Raw genomic sequence first — 21,484 nt, forward strand, 5'->3', positions numbered from 1 at the left:
ATTCGTCTTTTACCCGCAGGGAGCGCGGGTCGGACAACCTGGAGGAGTCCCCGTCATGAAGTTTTCTGTTTTCGCAGCCGCATTGGCAGCGTCTGTTTTCGCCATGCCGTTCGCGAGCGAGGCCCGGGATCTGACCGTTGGTCTTTCCGCCTCCACGACGTCCATGGACCCGCAATTTTATGTCGTCGGCCCGAACAGTGCGATGGCGCGCAACATTTTCGATGGCCTCGTCAATCAGGACGACAAGCAGCAGATCCAGCCGGCGCTCGCAGTTTCCTGGAAAATCGTCGATGACAAGACCTGGGAATTCAAGCTGCGCGAAGGCGTGAAATTCCACGACGGCAGCGATTTCACCGCTGAAGACGTGGTCGCCAGCATCAAGCGCATTCCACTTGCCTCTACCAACAGCCCAAGCTCGTTTGCCGCTTACGTGAAGGCTATAACCGAGGTCGAAGCCGTCGATCCGCTGACGGTCCGTATCAAGACTGCCGGCCCAACGCCGCTTCTGCTCAACAATCTCAGTCGTATCGCGATGCTTCCGGCCGAAATGGAAAAGGTTACGACGGGCGAAATGAACACCGGCAAGGGTGTTATCGGCACCGGCCCGTTCAAATTCGTTTCTTGGTCGCCGGACGATAATGTCGTTGTTGCGCGCAATGATGCTTACTGGGGCGAAAAAGCTGCCTGGGACAAGGTGACCTTCCGGGTCTTCAAGAACCCGAGCGCGCGCGTTGCCGCCATGCTTTCGGGCGATGTCGACATGATCGAAAGTATCCCGACAGCCGATACCCGCCGGCTTGAGGCATCCGACAAGCTCAAGGTCGTCAACATTGCCGGCAACCGCATCATGTATCTGCACATGGACCAAGCCCGCGAAGAATCGCCTTTCGCCAAGGGCCCGGATGGCAAGAACCCGCTCCTGAAACCGGAAGTTCGCCGCGCTCTGTCCCTGTCGATCAACCGCGAAGCGCTGGTCGACCGCATCATGGACGGGCAGGGCGTGCCCGCCGGCCAGGTCGTGCCGGAAGGTTATTTCGGTTATGATCCCGCCATCAATGTCGACGCCTATGACCCGACCAAGGCCAAGGAACTGTTGGCGAAGGCCGGTTATCCCGACGGTTTCCAGCTGACCTTCCATGCATCGAATGACCGCTATCCGAACGATAGCAAGGTTGCGCAGGCCATCGGCCAGTTCTTCAGCCGCGTCGGCGTGAAGACCGAAGTCGCCACCCTGCCGGGCAGCGTCTATTTCACCCGCGCCTCGAACCTCGAGTTTTCGTTCATCATGGGCGGCGCCGCCGTCGAAACCGGTGAGGCTTCGGGCGTTCTTGGGCCGATCCTCGAGACCTACGGCGAAAAGGCCGGTCAGGGCAATCGCGGTCGTTATTCCAACCCGGAATTCGACAAGGCCCTGAACGAAGCCCGCTCGACGCTCGACGACGCCAAGCGTGAGGAACTTCTGAAGAAGGCCACGGAAATCGCGATGACGGATCTCGGTGTCATTCCGGTTTTCTATCTCGCCAACACCTGGGCGGTGAAGAGCGATATCAACTATGCGGGTCGTTCCGACGGTTACACGCTTCCCTATTACGTGAAGCCGAACTGATCGAAGAAAAGGAGCGGTCCACCATGTCTTTCAGCGGTGTATTTCCCTATCTCGTTTCCCCGGTCGATAGCGCCGGCGAGGTGATGCCAGGTGTGCTGACGGATCTGGTGGACCACCTGGTCGACGCGGGCGTGCATGGTCTGACGCCGCTCGGCAGCACGGGTGAATTTGCCTATCTCTCCCAGGAGCAAAGACGCCGCGTCGTCGATACCGTGATCTCGGCCAATCGCGGCCGGGTTCCCGTTGTCGCCGGCGTGGCGTCGACTTCCACTGCCGACGCCGTTGCCCAGACGGAATATATGGTCGCGGCCGGCGCGGATGGCATTCTGGCGATCCTCGAAGCTTATTTTCCGGTCAGCGACGAGGGTGTGGAAGCCTATTTCACTGCGATCGCCGGGGCGGCCAAGGGCCGTCCGGTGGTGCTCTATACCAATCCGCAATTCCAGCGTTCCGATCTTTCGTTGCCGGTTATCGAGCGACTGAGCCGGGTCGACAATATCCGCTACATCAAGGACGCCTCGACCAATACGGGGCGCCTGCTTTCCATCATCGAGCGAACCCGCGGCCGGATGGAGGTATTTGCAGCCTCCGCGCACATCCCTGTCTGCGTGATGATGATTGGCGGCGTGGGCTGGATGGCCGGTCCGGCCTGTATCGTGCCCAAGCAGAGCATTGCGCTCTATGAGGCGGCAAAGGCCGGTGACTGGACGCGTGCGATGGACCTTCAGCGGCCGATGTGGAAGGTCAACGAGATATTCGCGAAATATTCGATCGCCGCCTGCATCAAGACGGCGCTCGATCTGCAGGGTTTTGCCGTCGGTGCGCCGATGCATCCGCAAATGCCGCTCGGCGAAGCCGCGCGAGCGGAAATCGCCAGTGTGCTGCGTGATGTCGGCGCGCTCTGAGTTTTCTGATCCCACACATTGAAGGCATTGAGAATGAAGCCGATTTCGATCATCGTCGATTGTGATCCCGGTATCGATGACACGATTGCCCTGTTGACCGCATTCGTGTCGCCGGAACTTAAGATTCTGGGCATCACGCCGGTCTGTGGCAACCAGCCGCTGGAGCGCACGGTGCGCAATGCGCTGCAGGTCTGCGAACTCGGCAATCGTGCCGACATCCCAGTCTATGCCGGCTGCTTCCGGCCGATGCTGCGTGAGCCGATCCATGGCCAGTTTCATGGCAAGACGGGTCTCGGCAACACCGTATTGCCGGAACCGGTGAAGAAGGCGGAAGAGACGTCCGCCGTCGATTTCCTGATCGACGCGCTGGGCAAGGCCGCCGAACAGGGCGAGCGTATCACGCTCTGCTGCCTGGGGCCGCTCACCAATGTCGCGGTTGCCTTGCGCATGAAGCCACAGATTGCCGAAGGCATCGAACGCATCGTCATGATGGGCGGCGCTTATCGCGAACCGGGCAACCGCACCATGACCTCGGAATTCAACGTTCTGGCCGACCCACATGCCGCACATGTGGTGTTTTCGAGCGGCATTCCGCTTGTTGCCCTGTCGCTGGATGCCACGCATCAGGTCATGTTGAAGCCGGAGCATGTCGCCGAGTTTTCGCGTGTCAGCGGCCGTATTTCCGAAACATTGGCCGAGTTGATGGCGTTTTGGGATCGCAACGATGTGCGCCGTTATGGTTCGCGAGGCGGCCCGCTGCACGATCCCCTGGTCATGGCCTATATTCTTGCGCCACATCTGTTCGAAACCCAGAGGGCACGTGTTTTCGTCGAGTATGAAAGCGAGCTTTGCATGGGCCAGACGATTGCCGACTGGTACGGCAAGAGCGGCCTGGAGCCGAATGCCGACATCGTCACCAAGGTCAATGCGGAAGGCGTGATCGCTTTCTTCCTCGAGCGCCTGTCGCGTTATGCCGAAAAGGTCGTCGCATGAAACCCCACAAGGTCATCATCGATGCGGATCCGGGCGTGGACGACGCCGCCGCCATTCTGATGGCGCTTGCCTCGCCGGAAATCGAGGTTCTGGGACTGTCCATTGTCGCCGGCAATGTGCCGCTTCGCGATACGGTCGCCAATGCCTGCAAGCTGGTCGGCCTGAGCGGACGGCGTGATGTGCCGGTTTATGCCGGTGCCAGCGGTCCGCTGGTGCGCGAACAGGTCTATGGGAAATATGCCCGCATCGGCGCCTTCGACGATACGCTGGTCAAGCCTGGCGATATCGTTGCGGCGGAAGAAAACGCGGTGCGGTTCATCGTCCGCACGGCGCGGGCGGCGGCAGCGGCAGGCGAGCCGGTCACGATCTGCGCTATCGGGCCGATGACGAATGTGGCGCTGGCGTTGATCCAGCATCCGGACGTTGCCCGCGGCATCCGCCGGATCGTTTCGATGGGGGGCGCTTTCACCGCACTTGGCCATCGCACGCCATGGGCCGAATTCAACGTCTATGCCGATCCGCACGCCGCCGAAATCGTCTTCCAGTCTGGCGTTCCGATTGTGCTGATGCCGCTCGACATGACCTTCCAGGCGCTGTTTACGGCCAAACATTTTGAACGGTTCCGTGCCGGCGGCGAAGCGGGTGATGCCCTTTTCAATCTTTTCTCGACCTTCGACCGCAGCGACATCAAACGTTTCGGCCGACCCGGCGGACCGATCCATGACGCGACGACGATCGCGTGGCTGATCCGACCCGAATTGTTCACCAGCCGCGAGGCTTTTGTCGGCGTTGAGGTCACCGGCCTCACGATGGGTTACACCTACGCCGATTTCTACAAGAAGATGGACCGGGCGGCGAACACCACCGTCGTCACCGATGTCGACGAGGCCGGTTTCATCGAATTGCTGATCGAGCGCATCGCCCGCCATGGCGGTGCAGCGCTCGGCAGAAAAACCCTGGGAGGCTCAAGCTCATGAGCGGATATCTTCTAAGCCGGTCGCTACAAACCGTGCTCACGCTTTTTGTCATGTCGGTTCTGGTCTTTGTCGGCCTCTATCTCGTCGGCAATCCGGTTGACGTGCTGCTGAGCCCGACCGCGACACCGGCGGAACGCCTGCAGGTCATCCAGTCCTTCGGCCTCGACAAGTCGGTTTGGGAACAATACTGGCTGTTCCTCACGCGAGCGCTTTCCGGCGATCTCGGCAATTCCTTTGTGTTCAACCAGCCGGCGCTGACCCTGATTTTGAACCGCATGCCGGCGACGCTGGAACTTGCCTTCGTCGCGCTGTTCATGGCGCTTGTTATCGGCATTCCGCTCGGCGTTTATGCCGGCCTCAAGCCGAAGGGCTTTATTTCCAAGTCGATCATGACCTTCTCGATCCTCGGTTTCAGTCTGCCGACATTCTGGATCGGGCTGGTCATGATCATGCTGTTCAGCGTCTATTTGGGCTGGTTGCCCGCATCGGGTCGCGGTGAGACTGTCAACGTCCTTGGCGTGCCGCTCAGCCTCTTCACGTTCGATGGTTTGACGCATCTGCTGCTGCCGGCCTTCAATCTGGCGCTGTTCAAGATTTCGCTGGTCATCCGTCTTACACGCGCCGGCGTGATGGAAACCATGCAGCTCGATTTCGTTCGTTTCGCCCGCGCCAAGGGTCTGCCGGAACGCCGTATCGTCACCGTGCATGTGCTGAAGAACACGCTGATCCCGTTGATCACCGTCATCGGTCTGGAACTCGGCTCGCTGATCGCTTTCGCTGTCGTCACGGAAACGATCTTTGCCTGGCCGGGCATGGGCAAGCTGATCATCGACGCTATCGGCGTTCTCGACCGTCCCGTCATCCTCGCCTACCTGATGATCACCGTGGTGATGTTCAGCATCATCAATCTTCTGGTCGACATTCTGTACTCCATCGTCGACCCCCGCGTTCGCCTTAAGGGGAATTCGTGATGACCGACAACAACAGCTCGACCGTTTCGGTTCATGCCGCCGCAAACAGCGGCGCGAAATCCACCTCGCGTTCCCCCGCACGGGAGGTTGTCCATGCGCTGCTGCACGACAAGCTCGCGCTCGTCGGCATCATACTGGTGACGATCTTTATCGTGGCGGCCATCTTCGCACCGGTCATCGCACCGCAAAATCCGTATGATCTGGCTCAGCTCGACATTCTCGACGGTCGCCTGCCACCGGGTTCGGAAAGCATGTCGGGCATGACCTATCTGATCGGCACCGACACGCAGGGCCGCGACCTGTTCAGCGCCATTCTCTATGGCCTGCGCACCAGTATCCTCGTCGGCCTCTCCAGTGCGGCAATCGCGCTCGTCATCGGCGCATCGATCGGCCTCACCAGCGCCTATGTCGGCGGTCGGCTGGACTCGGTGCTGATGCGTATCGTCGATATCCAGCTCAGCTTCCCCGCGATCCTGATTGCGCTGATTTTCCTCGCCATTCTCGGCCAGGGCGTCGACAAGATTATTCTGGCGCTGGTGGTGACGCAATGGGCTTATTATGCCCGCACGATCCGCGGTTCGGCGCTGGTCGAGCGCAAACGCGCCTATGTCGATGCCGCCCGCTCGATGGCGCTGCCGGACCGCAACATCCTGTTCCGGCACATCCTGCCGAACTGCCTGCCGCCGCTGATCGTCGTCGCCACCATGCGCGTCGCTTATGCCATCATGCTGGAAGCAACGCTTTCCTTCCTCGGCATCGGCCTGCCGGTGACGGAACCGTCCCTTGGTCTGCTGATCTCGAACGGCTTCGAATACCTGCTTTCCGGTGATTACTGGATCAGCCTATTCCCGGGCATCGCCCTTCTGTTGCTCATCGTCGCGATCAACCTGATCGGCGATTCCCTGCGCGACATCCTCAATCCGCGTCGCGAGGGCTAAGATCATGACCAATCCAATTCTTTCGATTTCCAATCTCAACACGGCCTTCCGCGTCGGTGGCGAGTGGCGCAATGTCGTGCGCGATGTCAGCTTCGATATCGCGCCGAAGGAAACCGTCGCCGTTGTCGGTGAATCCGGTTCGGGCAAGAGCGTCACGGCGATGTCGATCATGCGGCTTCTGTCGCCGGGCAATTCGCGCGTGGCCGGAAAGATCGAGTTCGAGGGCAAGGATCTTCTGTCGATCCCGCTTGAAGACATGCAGAAAATCCGCGGCAATCGCATTGGCATGATCTTTCAGGAGCCGATGACCTCGCTCAATCCGGTGCTGAAGATCGGTGCGCAGATCACCGAGGTCCTGCGCCAGCATCGCGGCATGACGGAAACCGAAGCTCAGGCGGAAGCCGTGCGGCTTCTGGAAAAGGTCCGCATTCCTTCGGCAAAGTCGCGGCTTAACGAATACCCGATGAACTTTTCGGGCGGCATGCGCCAGCGTGTCGTTATCGCGATTGCGCTTGCCTGCGACCCCAAGCTGCTGATCGCCGACGAACCGACGACGGCGCTCGATGTGACCATCCAGGCGCAGATCCTCGAACTCATCAAGACATTGCAGGAAGAGGAAGGCATGTCCGTTCTCTTCATCACCCATGACATGGGCGTTGTTGCGGAAATATCCGACCGTACGGTGGTGATGTATCGTGGCGAGCAGGTTGAGACCGGCACGACGCATGATCTCTTTGCCGGCGCCAAACATCCCTATACCCGCGCGCTGTTGTCGGCAGTACCGCAGCTTGGCTCGATGACCGGCAAGGATCGTCCGTTGCGGTTCCCGCAGGTGGACATGGCAACCGGGGAAATCCAGCCGGTCAAGCCAACCGAGGATACGGTCAAGCGCAATCACCCACCGATCCTCAAGGTCGACAACCTGATTACGCGCTTTCCGATCAGGAAGGGCTTCCTGCGCAAAACCATCGGCTGCATCCACGCGGTCGAAGGCGTATCGCTGGAACTGCGTCAAGGGGAAACCCTGTCGTTGGTCGGCGAATCCGGTTGCGGTAAATCTACCACCGGCCGCTCGATCATTCGGCTTACCGATGCGGTATCCGGTGAAGTGCAGATTGGCGGCAAGAATGTACTCACGGCCGGCAAGAGCGATCTCGCCGATATCCGCCGCGAAGCGCAGATGATCTTCCAGGACCCGTTCGAAAGCCTCAATCCGCGCATCCGCGTCGGCCAGGCGATCGCCGAGCCGATCATCACCCATGGTCTGGCGCCAGCTTCGCAAGCGCGTCAGCGCGTTGGTGACCTTCTGGAACGTGTCGGCCTTTCCGCTTCGATGGCGGATCGCTTCCCGCACGAATTTTCCGGCGGCCAGCGTCAACGCGTCTGCATCGCCCGCGCCCTGGCGCTGGAGCCGAAGCTCCTGATTGCCGACGAGTCGGTGTCCGCGCTCGATGTCTCGGTCAAGGCGCAGGTCATCAATCTGATGCTGGACCTGCAGGAAAAATACGGCCTCGGCTATCTCTTCATCAGCCACGACATGGCGGTTGTCGAGCGCATCAGCCACCGCGTCGCCGTGATGTATCTCGGAGAGATCGTCGAAATTGGCCCGCGTCAGGCCGTCTTCGAAAACCCGCAGCATGAATATACCAAGCGGCTGATGGCGGCGGTCCCGATTGCCGATCCCTCGCGCCGGCAGACACGCCGTATCTCCAACGACGAGATCAAAAGCCCGTTCCGCGCTGCCGATTATGTGCCGCCGAAGCGGACCTACGAAGAAGCCGGCGAAGGCCACTTCGTTCAGATCGCTTAAGGAAACCGCGTCATGATCATCACCTTCGGCTCAATCAATGTCGACTTCGTTTATGAGGTCGAGGACATGCCGCAGCCGGGCCAGACGCTGCTTGCCAAAGGTTTCCGCACGGAAGCCGGTGGCAAAGGCGCCAATCAGGCGCTTGCAGCGGCCCGGGACGGTGCCGAGGTGGTGATGGTGGGTGCGGTCGGGCAGGATGGTCTGGCCGAGATCGGCTTGCAGAACCTGAAGACGGCAACGGATATCAGCCGCGTCGCCTCTCTTGGCGAACCGACCGGCAATGCCTCGATCCATATCGACGCCAAGGCTCGGAATATGATTGTGGTGGCGGCTGGCGCCAACCTCGCGGTTTCTTCGAATTGCGTGGAGGAGGATTTGTTGCAGCAGGCCAATGTCGTGCTCATGCAAATGGAAAACGATGTGGCCGAAGTGGAAAAGCTCATCCGCCGCACGCATGCCTCAAAGGCCATCTCGATCCTCAACCTCGCACCGGCATTTCCTTTGGCGGAAGAAGTTCTGTCTTTGTGCGATCTGATTGTCGTCAATGAAGACGAAGCCGAGGCTTTGGCGGGTTGGCTCGGTTGCGATGCATCGGCAGAGGCCTTGTCTGTGCGTCTTGGCATCGGCGTTCTGCGCACACTCGGCGGTGAAGGCGCGGAAGCCTGCGCGTTTGGCGAACATGTTCGTATCGCGGCCATGCCCGTCGACGTAGAGGACACAACGGCAGCCGGCGATTGTTTCGTCGGCGTGCTTGCCGCAGGACTGGACTGCGGCTTGCCGCTGAAGGCGGCGATGCGGCGGGCGTCGATCGCCGCGGCGCTGACATGCTCACGAAAAGGCAGTCAGAGCAGTATTCCCGAGCGGCGGGTTACGGATTCCGTCGAAAATAGGTGCAACTAACCCGGCCGCATGACGTTGCCGCTCTTTTTCAGGTGGTTCAGGGCCAGAGAAGGCCTGCCATGGCCGTGCTATAATCTATGGTGCCGCTTCCACTGAAAAAGCAGATTTGATGAGTGTTTCGGTATATTCAGCGGTCGGATTGTTGAATATGGCATCCGTTTCTCCTTCCTCCACAATCTTTCCGTTTCTCATGACGATGACGTAATCCGAAATCGCCTTGATGACAGAAAGGTCGTGGCTGATGAAGATGTAAGAAAGGCCATGCGTCTTCTGCAAATCACGCAGTAGATCGATAACTTGTCCCTGAACGGATCGGTCCAGTGCGGATGTCGGTTCGTCGAGAATGACGACATCCGGTTTGAGGATGATCGCGCGGGCGATTGCGATACGCTGACGTTGTCCGCCCGAGAACTCGTGAGGGTAACGGTTGCGAGCGGCGGGATCGAGACCGACTTCTTTCAGTGCTTCTATTGCCCGCTTGTCCCGTTCCGCTCGGCTCAGCCGTTGCTCATGCACAAACAGGCCTTCCGTAATGATCTCTCCGACCGTCTGTCTTGGCGAAAGCGAGCCATAGGGGTCCTGGAACACAAGCTGCAGACGCCGCCGCAATGGCCGCATTGCCTTCCGATCAAGTCCGGTAATTTCCCTCCCGCCGAAGAAAATACGGCCATCTGCCACAATTAGACGCAGAAGCGCACGACCGAGCGTGGACTTGCCTGACCCGGATTCACCGACGATGCCTATGGTCTGTCCCTGGTGAAGGTTGACATTGACGCCATCGACGGCTCGAAACCTGCGAGACTTCGACAAGAAGCCACCAGGAATTGTATAATCGATCGTCACGCCCTGGCCGGAGAGCACGACCGGCGCCTCTGTACTAATTGCCGGCTTGTGCCCGCTGGGCTCGGCATCGAGAAGCATCCTGGTGTAATCCGCCTGCGGGCGATCGAAGATATCTTCCGTCGTACCGGACTCGACAATCTCCCCACGGCGCATGACAGCCACACGATTGGCAAAATGGCGGACCACGCCAAGATCATGCGTGATCAGGACGATGGCCATGCCGAAGCGTTGTTGCAACGACTTCAGAAGGTCGAGGATTTGCGCCTGGATCGTCACGTCAAGCGCAGTGGTCGGCTCATCCGCAATCAGAATATCCGGTTCATTCGCAAGAGCCATGGCGATCATGACGCGCTGGCGCTGGCCACCGGAAAGTTCGTGGGGATAGCTGTCTATGCGCCGCTCCGGATCGGGAATTCCCACGAGCTTCAGGAGTTCGAGAACGCGGGCGCGCGCCTCTTTTTTGCTGCCGCCCCTGTGGTGGAGGATCGGTTCGGCGATTTGCGCGCCGATCCTGTAGAGAGGATCGAGCGAGGTCATCGGCTCCTGGAAAATCATGGTGATTTTCGCACCCCGGATATTGTTCAGCTCGCCGACCGGCAGACCGATCAGCTCTCGTCCGCGATATTTTGCCGAGCCCTCAATAACGCCGTTGGATGCTAGCAACCCCATGATGCCCATCATGGTCTGGCTTTTGCCAGAACCGGATTCTCCGACAACGGCAAGCGTTTCACCCTGCTTGACCTCAAGATCGATGCCCTTGACGGCTTTCACCGTGCCGTCCGGCGTTGTGAAATCGACCTTGAGATTACGGACGGTGAGGATGGTTTCAGATGTCGTATTCATGTCAACGATCCTTGGGATCGAGTGCATCACGCAACCCGTCACCCACAAAATTGAGCGAAAACAGGGTCAGCACGAAGAAGATCGCCGGAAATATCAGTAGCCAGGGGGCCGATTGGATATTGTTGGCGCCTTCGGAAATCAGCGCACCCCAGCTCGTAAGCGGCGCCTGCACGCCAAGACCGAGGAAGGAGAGGAAGCTTTCCAGAAGAATGACTTTGGGTACGACGACCGTGACGAACACGACGACGGGCCCAATCGTATTCGGGATAATGTGACGGCGGATGATCTGCCAGTCGCTCAAACCCAAAGCCTGAGCGGCGCCCACAAATTCTCGCCGTTTCAGGGCAAGCGTCTGGCCACGGACGATACGCGCCATATCCAGCCATTCCACCGCACCGATGACCAGGAAGATCAGGATGAAGCTGCGGCCGAAAAACACCACCAGAACGACCACCAGAAAGACAAAAGGCAGCGAATAGAGGATTTCGACGAAACGCATCATCACATTGTCGACACGCCCACCGATATACCCCGCGGTTGCGCCGTAAAGAACGCCGATTCCGAGTGAAACGAGGCTGGCGAGAACGCCGACGGCGATCGAGATTTGCCCACCCAGCATCACGCGAGCCAGCATGTCGCGACCGTTCGAATCCGTGCCGAAGAAGAAGTATTCGCGGTTTACATCGCCTTCCAGCTTCAGTGTTCGCCCCTCATCTTCGGTGGCAACGACCTTTGTGTTTTCGAATTCGTTGGCGCGGTCGAAATAACGTGTCGTGCGCGGGTCAATCGGACCGCTGGAGGTGACGGTTGCCGTGAAGCTTTGCCCTTCGACGGAGAATTCCTTCAGCTCCACGCGCGCCCGGCTGGCAACGCCCTCCATCACGTCTTGCAGGTTGTTCACATCCGGGCGTGGCTCAAGGCTCGGCGGGACGGAGACATAGGACGAAAACACCTGATCATAGGTGTGCGTGAGGAAATGCGGACCGATGAACGAGAAAAGCGTGATCAGCAGCAGCATGACGGAACCTGCCATGGCGGCCTTGTTTCGTCTGAAACGCAGGGCTGCCAGCTGGAACAGGCTTCGGCTTTTTACCAATGGTTGAGGGGCAATATTGCCGGGGATATCAGTCATGTCTGACCCTCGGATCGAGCAGGCCGTAGAGAATATCGACCACGAGATTGAACAGGATAACAAAAATGGCGACGAGAACGACGGTTCCCATCACCAAGGTATAGTCACGATTGATCGCGCCAAGAACGAAGTAGCGGCCGACACCCGGAATAGTGAAGATCGTCTCGATGACCGCCGAACCCGTCAACAGTGCCGCGGCGCACGGAGCCAGATAGGAAACGACCGGAAGCATCGCCGCGCGCATGGCGTGGAATACCACCACGTTGCGCGCCGGAAGGCCGTAAGCCTTGGCGGTGCGAATGTGGTCCATCCGCAAAGCCTCGATCATTGCGCCGCGTGTCAGACGCGCGATAACCGCAAGCTGCGGTAAAGCGAGCGCGATCATCGGAAGGATGAGATACCTCAGCGATCCGTCGCCCCAACTGCCGGCGGGCAGAAGTCCGAGTATGACGGCAAAGACAAGCGTGAGAACGGGTGCGACAACGAAGTTCGGCACGGTAACGCCGACCGTCGAAATGGACATGATCGAGAAATCGAAGGCACTGTTCTGCCTGAGCGCGGCCAGGGTGCCGGCAAGAACGCCGCCCACCAGCGCCAGCAAAAGAGCATAGCTGCCGAGTTCCAGCGAATAAGGCAGACCTTTGCCGATCAACTGCGCGACGGTATTGTCCTTGTAGACGTAACTCGGACCGAAATCGCCGGTGACGGCATTGCCGAGATAGATGAGATACTGGCGCCATAATGGTTCATCCAGATGATAGGTTCTCATCAGGTTTTCCATCGTCTGCGGCGGCAGGGGACGTTCAAGATTGAACGGACCGCCCGGTGCGAAACGCATCAGGAAAAACGAAATTGTGACGACGATAAACAAAGTCGGCACCGCACTCGCCAAACGGCGCAGGATAAACGAGATCATGCTTTTTCGGGCTCCGGCATGGCACGGTGGTGTCAGCCACCGTGCCGACGCTGCTTATTCGGAAACGCTCAGGAAGCGGCTGAGGTGTGCATTGGCAGCATTGTCGACCCAACCCTTGACGCGGTTGGAAACCAGCCAGAGATCGGCCTGCGTCAGAAGCGGAACAACCGGCTGTTCCTTCATGAGGATGGTTTCTGCCTCATGCAGCAGCTTGGAGCGAGCGGCAGGATCCTTCTCGTCGTAGGACTTCTGCATCAGCGCGTCGTATTCGGCGTTGTTGAACTTGGAATAGTTGAAGGTCTTGTTGGAAGATACCGAAAGCGCCAGGAAGTTTTCGGCATCCGCATAGTCGGCAACCCAACCGGCACGCGCCACGTTGAATTTGCCGCCTTCCTGAAGGTAGCCATAGTGCGAGGCGACGTCGAGGTTCACCAGCGACACCTTCGCGCCGAAGGTGTTCTTCCACATATCAGCGATAGCCGTCGCGACGCGTTCATGGTTCGGGTTGGTGTTGTAACGGATTTCGATGGAAAGCGGCTTGCCACCCTCACCGTAACCAGCGTCCTTCATGAGCTTGAGGGCTTCGTCTTCACGATCGAGCTGAGACAGCGTGGCAAAGTCGGCCTTTGCCGGCTCTTTGTAGGAATCCATGCCCGGAGGAACCATGGAATAGGCCGGAATCTGAGAACCGCTATAGATTTCCTTGGCGAGGAAATCGCGGTCCACCGCCATGGAGAGCGCCTGGCGGACACGGACGTCATTATACGGCGCTTCGCGGGTATCGAAGGTGTAGTAATAGGTAGCAAGCGTCGGCGAAACGTGAACCTGTTCGCCATAGGCCTTGCGCAGACGGTCAATCTGATCCGCGGAAAAGTTGTAGGCGAGGTCCATTTCCTTTGCTTCGAAACGACGAACGGATGCGGCCTGATCGTCGATCGGGTAGAAGATGACCTTGTCGATCTTGGTGTTGGATGCATCCCAGAAACTGGTGTTCTTGACGACCGTCAAGCTGTCATTGGGAACATGCGCTTCGAGTTTATAGGCACCGTTCGAGACCATGACGCCGGGCTTTACGAAGTCGGTGCCATTCTTTTCGTAGCTTGCCTTGGAGATTGGCAGAGCCGCCTGGTGAGAAAGGAGTTCAAGGAAGAAAGGTGTCGGGCGCTCGAGTGTGATCTCAAGGGTCTTGTCATCCACCGCCTTGACGCCAAGCTGGTCAACCGGAACATCGCCCTTGTTGATCTTTTCGGCGTTCTTGATCGGGTAAAGAATATTTGCATATTTTGCGGCGGTCTTCGGATCTTCGACGCGCTGGTAGGAGAACACAAAATCTCCGGCCGTTACCGGCGTGCCATCCGACCATTTCGCATCCGCACGCAGTTTGAACGTGTAGACGGTACCGTCCTCAGACAGTGTCCAGCTTTCCGCCGTACCGGGAACGATCTTGCCGGCGGCATCGTAAATGGTGAGACCTTCATAAAGGTCTTTCAGGATAAAGGCTTCGATGTTGATGGAGGTCTGTGCCTGATCGAGCGTCTGCGGTTCCCCGGCATTGCCGCGGTGTAGAACTGTTTCTGCAAGTGCAGAACTCGCCCCAATCAGAAGCGATCCTACCAGCAGAGTGGCGCGAGTTGTTGTTTTTATGGACATCATTTTCTCTCCCCGTGAAGATTTTGAGTCTACAAACAAGGCGATATTGCTCCGAAGCGCAACAACAATAAATTGTGAGTTGATGGGAAGCCGTGACCTCGGCAGACAAAGAAAACCGCCCAAGTGGGACCTGTGATCGCTACAGATCGCGATAAGCCATCCCCGGTGTGATGACCTAAAGCCGGTTCGAACGCCTGACTGGAAAGCGCCGTGACCTCGTCGATGCTCTTTCAATGCCCGGACTGTCGACAACTGATCTGAATACCCCCAGAGCAGAAATCCGAACCCGGGGGTCAATCTATCGTGAAAGACCTGCGCGATACGAACGTTATCTCCGAACCGCGTGGCGTCGAAGACGGTAAGGCAGATGCAAGCGTCACTCGCTGGGGGCCAGTATGTAAAAAGGCCCTGCGATCTCTCGCAAGGCCTTGATACTCAAGAATTCGGATGGTGGGCGTGACAGGGATTGAACCTGTGACCCCTACGATGTCAACTTTCGGCCTCCGGCGGAAAGTCCTGCATTTCTGGGACATATCCGCTTCGTAAACTGCCGTTTCCGGTCTTACGTTCCGTCTGTGTTCCGAATTTCAGGTTCGCTGAACCTGAGGAGCACTTCGTAAATCAGGCCGTTGATATCGTTATCAAACTGCTTTCATTACCGGGTCAGAGGTTCGATACCTAGGCTCCGGGTCATTGTTTTTCATGTCCAAGGTATCTGCCAGGTCGCGCAGGTGTTCCGGCGAATACCGGGCATATACCTTTTCCGTGATACGGCTGTTGGAGTGTCCAAGGAATTGGCCAATCCTCGTCATGCTGTGTCCGTCCTCTGCGAGCCAAACCGCGGCTGAGTGCCGAAGCATGTGCGGCGACACGTCGTCCAGATAGGCAGCCTTGGCCGCAGCCTTCAGCCCCTTCTTGATCGACTTCACCGGCACGCCGGCCCACTCGATGACAAACGGTGATAGGGCGGCGTCCTTTGCCTCCTTCAGCGCTTGCATCAGTGTGTCGTTCATCGGCACTGTTGCCCTGCCCTTCCGTCGGGACTGATCGAACGGATTCCGGAGCTGGATAAGCCGCCGCTGAAAATCAACGCGATCCCACGTCAATTCCAAGGCTGCAGCGTTTCGGGCCCCGGTACCGATCATCAGCAGGACCGCCAGCTTGATATGCGGCACCTTGGCTTTCTCCATCAGCCGCATAACTTCCACCCGCGTCAGATATCCCTCCTTGGGATCTGGCTTCGGTGGCCGCTCTACATGGGGGGCGCGATCGATCAGGCCGTTCTTCATCGACCAGACCAGAACCGTTCTCAGGTGGCCCAACTCGGTGTAGATGGTGCCATCCTGAATTCCGGCCTTTCGACGCTCCTCAGTATGCGCACGGCAATCCAGCACGGTGACGGCCGTGCCTTCCATCGGCCCGAAGCGGGCTTCCAGCGCCTTCCATGTGAACCCCATGGTGCTGACGACCGCCCTGCCCTCCTTCTCTACGCAGTACGCCTTCCAGAGATCGGCGATGGTGGTTCCTTTTGGCCGTATCAGCTCCGCGTATCGAGACGCGGCGCGGCGGGACGCCTCTTTCTGGTCTGTTGTGCCAAGTCGATAACGTCGGCGGATTCCTCCGGCTTCGTCCCATGTAACGCAGAATTCCCCGTTGAGCCGGGTAAGTCTCCATTCTGGCATTCGTATGCCTCCACGTCTTCCAGTCTGATCCTGAGGAGCTTTCCGCCAAGACGGAAAGACGGTAGCGCCCCGCTCGCACATAGCTTGCGGATATGACGTGCCGAGCATTCCCAACGGTCGGCTAGTGTCTCGGGGGTAAAAGGTCGGATCATCCGTCGTTCTCCCCGTTATTCGACTTATCCACAGAGGCGCTTTTGTCGAATGACTTGACGAAGGCTGCCAGCTCGTTTGCTTCCATGTCCTGGCATTCAGCCTCGTACTGTATGAGCAGACACATACGAAAGTGCGCCTCGTCGTCGTCTTTTGGCTTCCGGTGGTTCAGCGTCTCGATCAGCCGCGTCCGTTCCGAGTGCATAAACTCGAACATCGTGCTGAGGTATTTGCCTGCTGGATTGAGTGCCCTGTCAGTCTTGCTCCTAGGTTGGTTCATAACGCCGGACAGCCCAGTTATGGCGAGCGACAGAGCTTCGTACACTGCGTTGAACTGACGACCTTCGAAAGCCGTCATATCCAACTCGTTGAGCCAGTCCTGCTCCGGACGAAGAAACTGAGCCGGGATACCATTGATCGCGGTATTCATGCTTCTTCTCCCGCGTTGATGAGGGTTGCGAGGAAGACGGCCTGATCCTGGCCGTTCATGGACGAGCCGTAGACGTTCTTGATGTGCGCGGCCTTCATGCGCGCGTCTTCCAGCGTTTTGATCGGGTGCGCGATGATGGCTTCGTTCAGATCGTTTTCCAGACCGGAGAGGCGATCCTGCTCTTTGCCGAGATCCTGGAACCCGCTCGATGTGGCCCAGGCCTGATAGCGCGCTTCGCGGGCGTCGAATATCGCAAGGTAATGCTCGCGATCAACTTCGACCTTGGTAAATCTCGAAGCAAACGTCGCCGGTTTTTCAACCAGTTTGGCGTTAGCTTCCAGTAGACGATTTTCGCGGTCGAACAGTTCGTTCACGCCCTCCCGCGTCATGACCATCTTCTGGCGTAGCATATGCCAGCGGTAGGAGTGCGTCAGCTCTGCGCTCTCCAGCATTGCGATTGGCGGCCGCTCGGGGCTTTCCCAGAGTGCCTCAGACAAGCCATCAAGGTGATTGGCTTCCTCCGTGACTTTGTTGTAGGCCGCGATCAGCGCCACCAGCGCCGACGGCTTGGTCTGCGCGGTCGTTACACCCTCGCAGGCCGTGGCAGTTACAGGGAGCGCGGCAGCAGCTACGCCTCCAAGAAAGGTGCGACGGGTCGTTTTCATTCTGGTGCTCCTTCCAAGTAAAGGAGGGCCGCACGCGTCATGGCGGTGAGGCTGTCGGAACAGGAGAACGCATCGCATTCTTCAAGGGCGTGACGAAGGGCGGTAATCGCGCCCTCTTTTGAAGTGCATGGCGCGTCCCATTCCTTGAGAACCTTAAGGGGCGGCCCGTAGGTTTTCGCGATAACGGCTTCTTCGCCGCCATGCTTGTGGTGGTCTGCGCTGGGAATGGCCTCAAAGGCCTTGTTGCCGTCACGGTAGGCCTGAACGGCGACTATGACGGGATCAACCGGGCGCTGAACTTCACGAGTTTCCAGAAGCGCAAGCACACCGTCCAGCAGGTTCGGCACCATCTCGGGCCCGTCGAAGTCATGGACTTCCTGCACCGCGAGGCGTAGAGCCTGCAATGCCCCATCAAAGGTCGATGGCTTGGCGTCCGTCTCCTGAAGAGCTTCCAGCGATGCATGGAATTCAGCTTCAGCAGGGGTTCCTTGAGTGGCCTCCTTGGCCGTGTCCACTATCGCTTTCGCCGCGAGGTAGCGGACAATCATGGCTTCGAGGGTAATTTCGGGCATGGCTTCGCCAGCGGCCGGAATCGTATTCGGCATGATGGTGTCTCCAAGTTGTCAGGTGAATTGGGGTTGCTGAAAAATCAGCAGGTCATCATTCGTGTTTTGGCAGGACCAGTCTGAATCGGCCGTCGATGTAGGGATGGGTATGGAGCGCGCCGGCCGAGTGCTGGCATTCGCTCACGAAGCGCTTGAAGATTGCCGAGACTTCTTTGACAGCGAAGCCGGAGTTGTGCGCGCCTTCAGCGTGTTGATTGCGCACAAGCACGCGAACCGTCGGCGCGAACGGGCTGTCGCGCATGATCTTGTCGACCACCGGTACGGACAGGCAATATTCCTTGTTCATCCGCTTGCGAATGCGCTCAATGCCTTCGCAGTCGGTCGGCATACGCTCAAGAACCGTGTGCGCCTGCTTGATTTCAGCAATGTCGGAGACAACTGCCTCGAGCTTGGCGTCGTGTTCGGCTTGACGGCGCTCCATATCGACAAGCGCCTGAGCGTTCTGCAGGGCCATTTCTGCCATCGTCATCGGGCGACGGTCAGCGCGATTTGCGAAGTAGGCTTCTTCAAGCTCACCGTAAACGTCCCACGCCATATCAGTATCGAGGATCTTGGCGTGGCGCGATGCGCCGCGGTCTGTCCAGAGCATGAGGCTTTTGGCGTTCTTACCAACAGCATCCCTAAAAGAGATGCTGTTCTTCAGGTCGCGCAGATCGTCGCCGTCCACCTTGAAGAAGTGTTTGCCTTCTTCGAAACGATGAGCGTTGCGGTCGAAATTGTTGATGACCTGAGTTGTGGACGCGCCGAACACCTTTGCCAGACGTTCGGTCGTCAGCACGCGCACGCCATTGAAGGCGGTTACCGGAAGTGCATTCCCATGGATTTCTACGGTATGCATGTTCGCTCCATCGGTTAGGATGGAGTTAATAAGCCATAACGGCTAACACCATGTCAATTGAAAATAAGCCTATACGGCTAAGTTTTCTTCCCGAGGTCCGAAGTGTCGAAATGCGCGACGATCCCCCATGTGGACAGATACCCGCTTAGAAACCAAAAATATTCAATCTCGACATTCTTCATCGTTCTTCCGTTCATTGTCTTGATATCAAAAACTTTTTTGGAATGAACTTTATGTATTGTTCCGACAAACAGATCGGTTTCACCAGCCAAATTATACATGCAAAGTCGGCCTTGGAACTTATGGATGACGGTCAATTCCCGATCTGAAATTAATGTGAACTGAAGCAAATCCCCTTCGCCAAAGAACGGCAACATCGCGTCGTCTTGGACATGTATCCATTTCGCATCATAGTCACCCAACGGGTTACGAAAGGCGCTGAAGCGGTTTTCTTGAGGGTCCACAACTTCTATTTTTTCTCCATCATGGAGACGCGCGCTGGCGTCCATGCTGAATAGTTGGAATCCGCCCCATATATCCATTTGTGGGGCGTCTAGCGCATCAGACAGGCGCTCAAGCCAACTACCGGTGAGTTGCATTACTCCGCGCTCAAGTTTGCTTACGGTTATGACATGGACGCCGAGTTTGTCAGCCAGTTGCTGCTGGGTGATTTTCTTTTTGCGCCGAATTTCTGCGATGTTGTTCGTTTGCTTGCTCATGGAAGCCAATATGGCTTAGAACCATTTAGGAATACATAACCGATTTGGCTAATTTTGTGTTGACACAAACATAGCCGTTATGGCTTACTTTAATGATTATGAGCACAATCACTCAATCCCCAAAGCGCTGGCGACAGCAACGAAAAATGACAATGGCGGGCGTTGCTTCGATGCTCGGCATTACAGGGAAGAACCCCTCTCGCACATGGCAGCGGTATGAGACTGGCGAGCGTGAGCCGCCAGTTTCGGTTATGGCGAAACTTGAAATGATAAGTGAGGGTGCTGTCACGACTTCCTCGTGGATGCAGGTCCGACAGTCTTACCAGTCGCGGCAGGTGTTCCCATGAGCGCCACCTCTGCCGCCATCTGGCTTTCAAACCTGTCAACTTGGCCACTCGAACCCGCCCAGGAGTTGGCGACGCGGTTTGGCCTTTCCATGCCTCAGGCTCGTGAAGCCGTCGAGGAAGCCCGCAATATGAGGATGCTGCGGAGGGCTTTCGGATGAGCCATTACCGCAAGATCGACGTTCACGTGTGGAATGATGCCCGCTTCATGTCGCTGACGCTTCATGGGCAGCTTGCATGGTTCATGCTCCTCACGCATCCGATGATGACATCTCTCGGCGCCATCCGGGCCACGCCTGATGGGCTGGCTGCCGAACTCTCCAGAGGTGACGAAGGCTATCGTGAAGCCTTTCGTGAAGCCTTACAGGATGTCATCGACAAAGGCATGGCGGATTACGATCCGAAGGCCAATCTTTTGGCCCTGCCGAACTTCCTAAAATACAACAAACCGGAGTCTCCGAACGTCGTAAAAGCGTGGGCGAAATCGGCCGGTATGCTTCCCGAATGCGATCTGAAAACCCTTATTATTCAACGGTCTATCGCCTATGCGGAGAGCTTGGGTAAGGGGTTCAAAACTGCTGTTCATGAGGCTTTCCCGAAGGCTTCCGGTAAGGCTTCCCCGAAGACTTCCCCTATACAGAGAGCAGAGAAGCAGAGAGCAGAGAGCAGAGAGGAAGATTCTGCTTATGATGAAGAAAGAGACTCTAGAGAGGGTACGTATACGCGAGAGACGATGTTCACTCCGTATCCTAAGCCTTCTTCAGCAGCAGAAGGCCGGACATTCCTTCTGAGCAAAGGCGTCCCTCAAGAGCTTCTCGATGAATGCCTTCATCGCCTGATGGACGGAAATCTCAGCCCGTATGACCTCGAAGGCATTCTGGCCGATGCGAGGAGTGCGGCATGACGCAACTCGATTTTTTCAAAGCTGATCCGAAGAACTATCCGCCGAACGTGATCGACATCATGCCGGCAGTCATTCGCAAAATCGCCGCAGAGCCTGTTTGGCCGCCTACGCCAAAGGCTGGCGAAATCGTTCAATTGAAAAGGAGCGTGGCATGAACGGCTATTCCCAAACCCTTACGGAATACGAAGCTCATCGACTTCTCGATTTCACGCAGCAGCGCGTCTTCGGCTGGACGATTGTCATCGGCATGAACAATGCACGCGGCAGAACTGACGGGCGAACAAGGGAAGCTAAGCTTTCACATCGTCTGATGCGCGAGTGCTTTCTGCTTGGCCCCAGGCCAGGCGCAGCGCTCGACCACCTGATGGCGGGCAAAGAGCCTGAGCTTCTCTGGCCAGAATCGCATCGCGAATTCATCCGTTTCTGCCTCTGGCATCGAGTGCCGCGGGATTTGAACGAGCCGTTGAACGACGATCTGCCCGAAGATTGTGGCCCTCGTCGCGAATGGCCGGACTTCATCAGCCAGTACGACAAGCCGGCGACGTTGGCCGAGATGCCAGAGCCGCCGCCCGTATCGGAGGAATTCAAAGCGAGGTTTGGCGCATGATCCTGTTCGAAATCATCAAGATCAAGCTGCAGCTG

Annotated in this window: 21 protein-coding genes and 1 pseudogene; 11 read left to right on the forward strand and 11 right to left on the reverse strand. The window is 57.7% G+C overall.

Going from position 1 to position 21,484, the window contains the following annotated elements; all coding sequences use genetic code 11:
- Positions 1-55 precede the first annotated feature (55 nt).
- From CFBP4996_RS19535 to CFBP4996_RS19570, 8 genes are read left to right on the forward strand one after another with little or no spacing between them, the layout of a single operon-like run.
- Positions 56-1,606, forward strand: coding sequence for an ABC transporter substrate-binding protein (locus CFBP4996_RS19535; RefSeq protein WP_080854134.1), 1,551 nt, complete (start codon positions 56-58; stop codon positions 1,604-1,606).
- 23 nt (positions 1,607-1,629) lie between these two features.
- Positions 1,630-2,511, forward strand: a complete 882-nt coding sequence (locus tag CFBP4996_RS19540; RefSeq protein ID WP_080854133.1) for a dihydrodipicolinate synthase family protein — start codon at positions 1,630-1,632, stop codon at positions 2,509-2,511.
- Positions 2,512-2,544: 33 nt separating this feature from the next.
- Positions 2,545-3,504 (forward strand): nucleoside hydrolase, encoded by a 960-nt coding sequence (locus CFBP4996_RS19545; RefSeq protein ID WP_080854132.1) that lies wholly within the window; start codon positions 2,545-2,547, stop codon positions 3,502-3,504.
- The gene (locus CFBP4996_RS19550; protein WP_080854131.1) at positions 3,501-4,481 is read left to right on the forward strand and encodes a nucleoside hydrolase; all 981 of its coding nucleotides are present in this window, start codon (positions 3,501-3,503) and stop codon (positions 4,479-4,481) included. Before CFBP4996_RS19545 ends, CFBP4996_RS19550 begins: the two co-directional genes overlap by 4 nt.
- Positions 4,478-5,452, forward strand: a complete 975-nt coding sequence (locus CFBP4996_RS19555; protein ID WP_080854130.1) for an ABC transporter permease — start codon at positions 4,478-4,480, stop codon at positions 5,450-5,452. The genes CFBP4996_RS19550 and CFBP4996_RS19555 overlap by 4 nt, the downstream gene beginning before the upstream one ends.
- Positions 5,452-6,390: an ABC transporter permease gene (locus tag CFBP4996_RS19560; protein WP_035264986.1), complete on the forward strand. Its 939-nt coding sequence runs from the start codon at positions 5,452-5,454 to the stop codon at positions 6,388-6,390. Before CFBP4996_RS19555 ends, CFBP4996_RS19560 begins: the two co-directional genes overlap by 1 nt.
- Before the next feature lie 4 nt (positions 6,391-6,394).
- A complete protein-coding gene (locus CFBP4996_RS19565; protein WP_080854129.1) occupies positions 6,395-8,200 on the forward strand; it encodes an ABC transporter ATP-binding protein in 1,806 nt (601 codons plus the stop codon).
- Between the two features lie 12 nt (positions 8,201-8,212).
- Positions 8,213-9,100, forward strand: coding sequence for a ribokinase (locus tag CFBP4996_RS19570; protein ID WP_080854128.1), 888 nt, complete (start codon positions 8,213-8,215; stop codon positions 9,098-9,100).
- A gap of 75 nt (positions 9,101-9,175) precedes the next feature.
- Here CFBP4996_RS19570 and CFBP4996_RS19575 read toward each other — a convergent pair whose 3' ends face one another.
- The 11 genes and pseudogenes from CFBP4996_RS19575 to CFBP4996_RS19625 form a co-directional block, all read right to left on the reverse strand.
- On the reverse strand, positions 9,176-10,786 hold the full coding sequence (locus tag CFBP4996_RS19575) for an ABC transporter ATP-binding protein (protein ID WP_162936059.1): 1,611 nt from the start codon (positions 10,784-10,786) through the stop codon (positions 9,176-9,178).
- A gap of 1 nt (position 10,787) precedes the next feature.
- The gene (locus CFBP4996_RS19580) at positions 10,788-11,918 is read right to left on the reverse strand and encodes an ABC transporter permease (RefSeq protein WP_080854127.1); all 1,131 of its coding nucleotides are present in this window, start codon (positions 11,916-11,918) and stop codon (positions 10,788-10,790) included.
- Positions 11,911-12,834 (reverse strand): oligopeptide ABC transporter permease OppB, encoded by a 924-nt coding sequence (gene oppB / locus CFBP4996_RS19585; protein ID WP_035265000.1) that lies wholly within the window; start codon positions 12,832-12,834, stop codon positions 11,911-11,913. Before oppB ends, CFBP4996_RS19580 begins: the two co-directional genes overlap by 8 nt.
- Positions 12,835-12,888: 54 nt before the next feature.
- The gene (locus CFBP4996_RS19590) at positions 12,889-14,484 is read right to left on the reverse strand and encodes a peptide ABC transporter substrate-binding protein (RefSeq protein WP_078052177.1); all 1,596 of its coding nucleotides are present in this window, start codon (positions 14,482-14,484) and stop codon (positions 12,889-12,891) included.
- 641 nt (positions 14,485-15,125) lie between these two features.
- Positions 15,126-16,166 (reverse strand): tyrosine-type recombinase/integrase, encoded by a 1,041-nt coding sequence (locus CFBP4996_RS19600; RefSeq protein ID WP_080854126.1) that lies wholly within the window; start codon positions 16,164-16,166, stop codon positions 15,126-15,128.
- A gap of 14 nt (positions 16,167-16,180) precedes the next feature.
- Positions 16,181-16,318, reverse strand: a pseudogene (locus CFBP4996_RS29555) (hypothetical protein); the annotation flags it as partial.
- Complete coding sequence (locus tag CFBP4996_RS19605; RefSeq protein ID WP_080854125.1) at positions 16,315-16,746, reverse strand: hypothetical protein; 432 nt, start codon at positions 16,744-16,746, stop codon at positions 16,315-16,317. The gene CFBP4996_RS19605 and the pseudogene CFBP4996_RS29555, both read right to left, overlap by 4 nt.
- A complete protein-coding gene (locus CFBP4996_RS19610; RefSeq protein ID WP_080854124.1) occupies positions 16,743-17,411 on the reverse strand; it encodes a hypothetical protein in 669 nt (222 codons plus the stop codon). The genes CFBP4996_RS19605 and CFBP4996_RS19610 overlap by 4 nt, the downstream gene beginning before the upstream one ends.
- A complete protein-coding gene (locus tag CFBP4996_RS19615) occupies positions 17,408-18,016 on the reverse strand; it encodes a hypothetical protein (protein WP_080854123.1) in 609 nt (202 codons plus the stop codon). The genes CFBP4996_RS19610 and CFBP4996_RS19615 overlap by 4 nt, the downstream gene beginning before the upstream one ends.
- Before the next feature lie 55 nt (positions 18,017-18,071).
- The gene (locus tag CFBP4996_RS19620) at positions 18,072-18,875 is read right to left on the reverse strand and encodes an ORF6N domain-containing protein (protein ID WP_080854122.1); all 804 of its coding nucleotides are present in this window, start codon (positions 18,873-18,875) and stop codon (positions 18,072-18,074) included.
- 77 nt (positions 18,876-18,952) lie between these two features.
- Positions 18,953-19,594: a helix-turn-helix domain-containing protein gene (locus tag CFBP4996_RS19625; protein ID WP_080854121.1), complete on the reverse strand. Its 642-nt coding sequence runs from the start codon at positions 19,592-19,594 to the stop codon at positions 18,953-18,955.
- Positions 19,595-20,095: 501 nt separating this feature from the next.
- Between CFBP4996_RS19625 and CFBP4996_RS19630 the strand changes: the two genes are divergently transcribed.
- Genes CFBP4996_RS19630 through CFBP4996_RS19640 form a run of 3 tightly spaced genes read left to right on the forward strand, consistent with a single transcriptional unit; the run spans position 20,096 to position 21,449 of the window.
- The gene (locus tag CFBP4996_RS19630) at positions 20,096-20,842 is read left to right on the forward strand and encodes a hypothetical protein (protein WP_080854119.1); all 747 of its coding nucleotides are present in this window, start codon (positions 20,096-20,098) and stop codon (positions 20,840-20,842) included.
- The gene (locus CFBP4996_RS19635) at positions 20,839-20,997 is read left to right on the forward strand and encodes a hypothetical protein (RefSeq protein ID WP_162936058.1); all 159 of its coding nucleotides are present in this window, start codon (positions 20,839-20,841) and stop codon (positions 20,995-20,997) included. Before CFBP4996_RS19630 ends, CFBP4996_RS19635 begins: the two co-directional genes overlap by 4 nt.
- Entirely contained in the window at positions 20,994-21,449 is a 456-nt protein-coding gene (locus CFBP4996_RS19640; protein WP_080854118.1) for a hypothetical protein, read from the forward strand. Before CFBP4996_RS19635 ends, CFBP4996_RS19640 begins: the two co-directional genes overlap by 4 nt.
- Positions 21,450-21,484 lie beyond the last annotated feature (35 nt).

Origin of the sequence: Agrobacterium leguminum, from assembly GCF_005144435.2 — a bacterium.
GTDB lineage: Bacteria > Pseudomonadota > Alphaproteobacteria > Rhizobiales > Rhizobiaceae > Agrobacterium > Agrobacterium leguminum.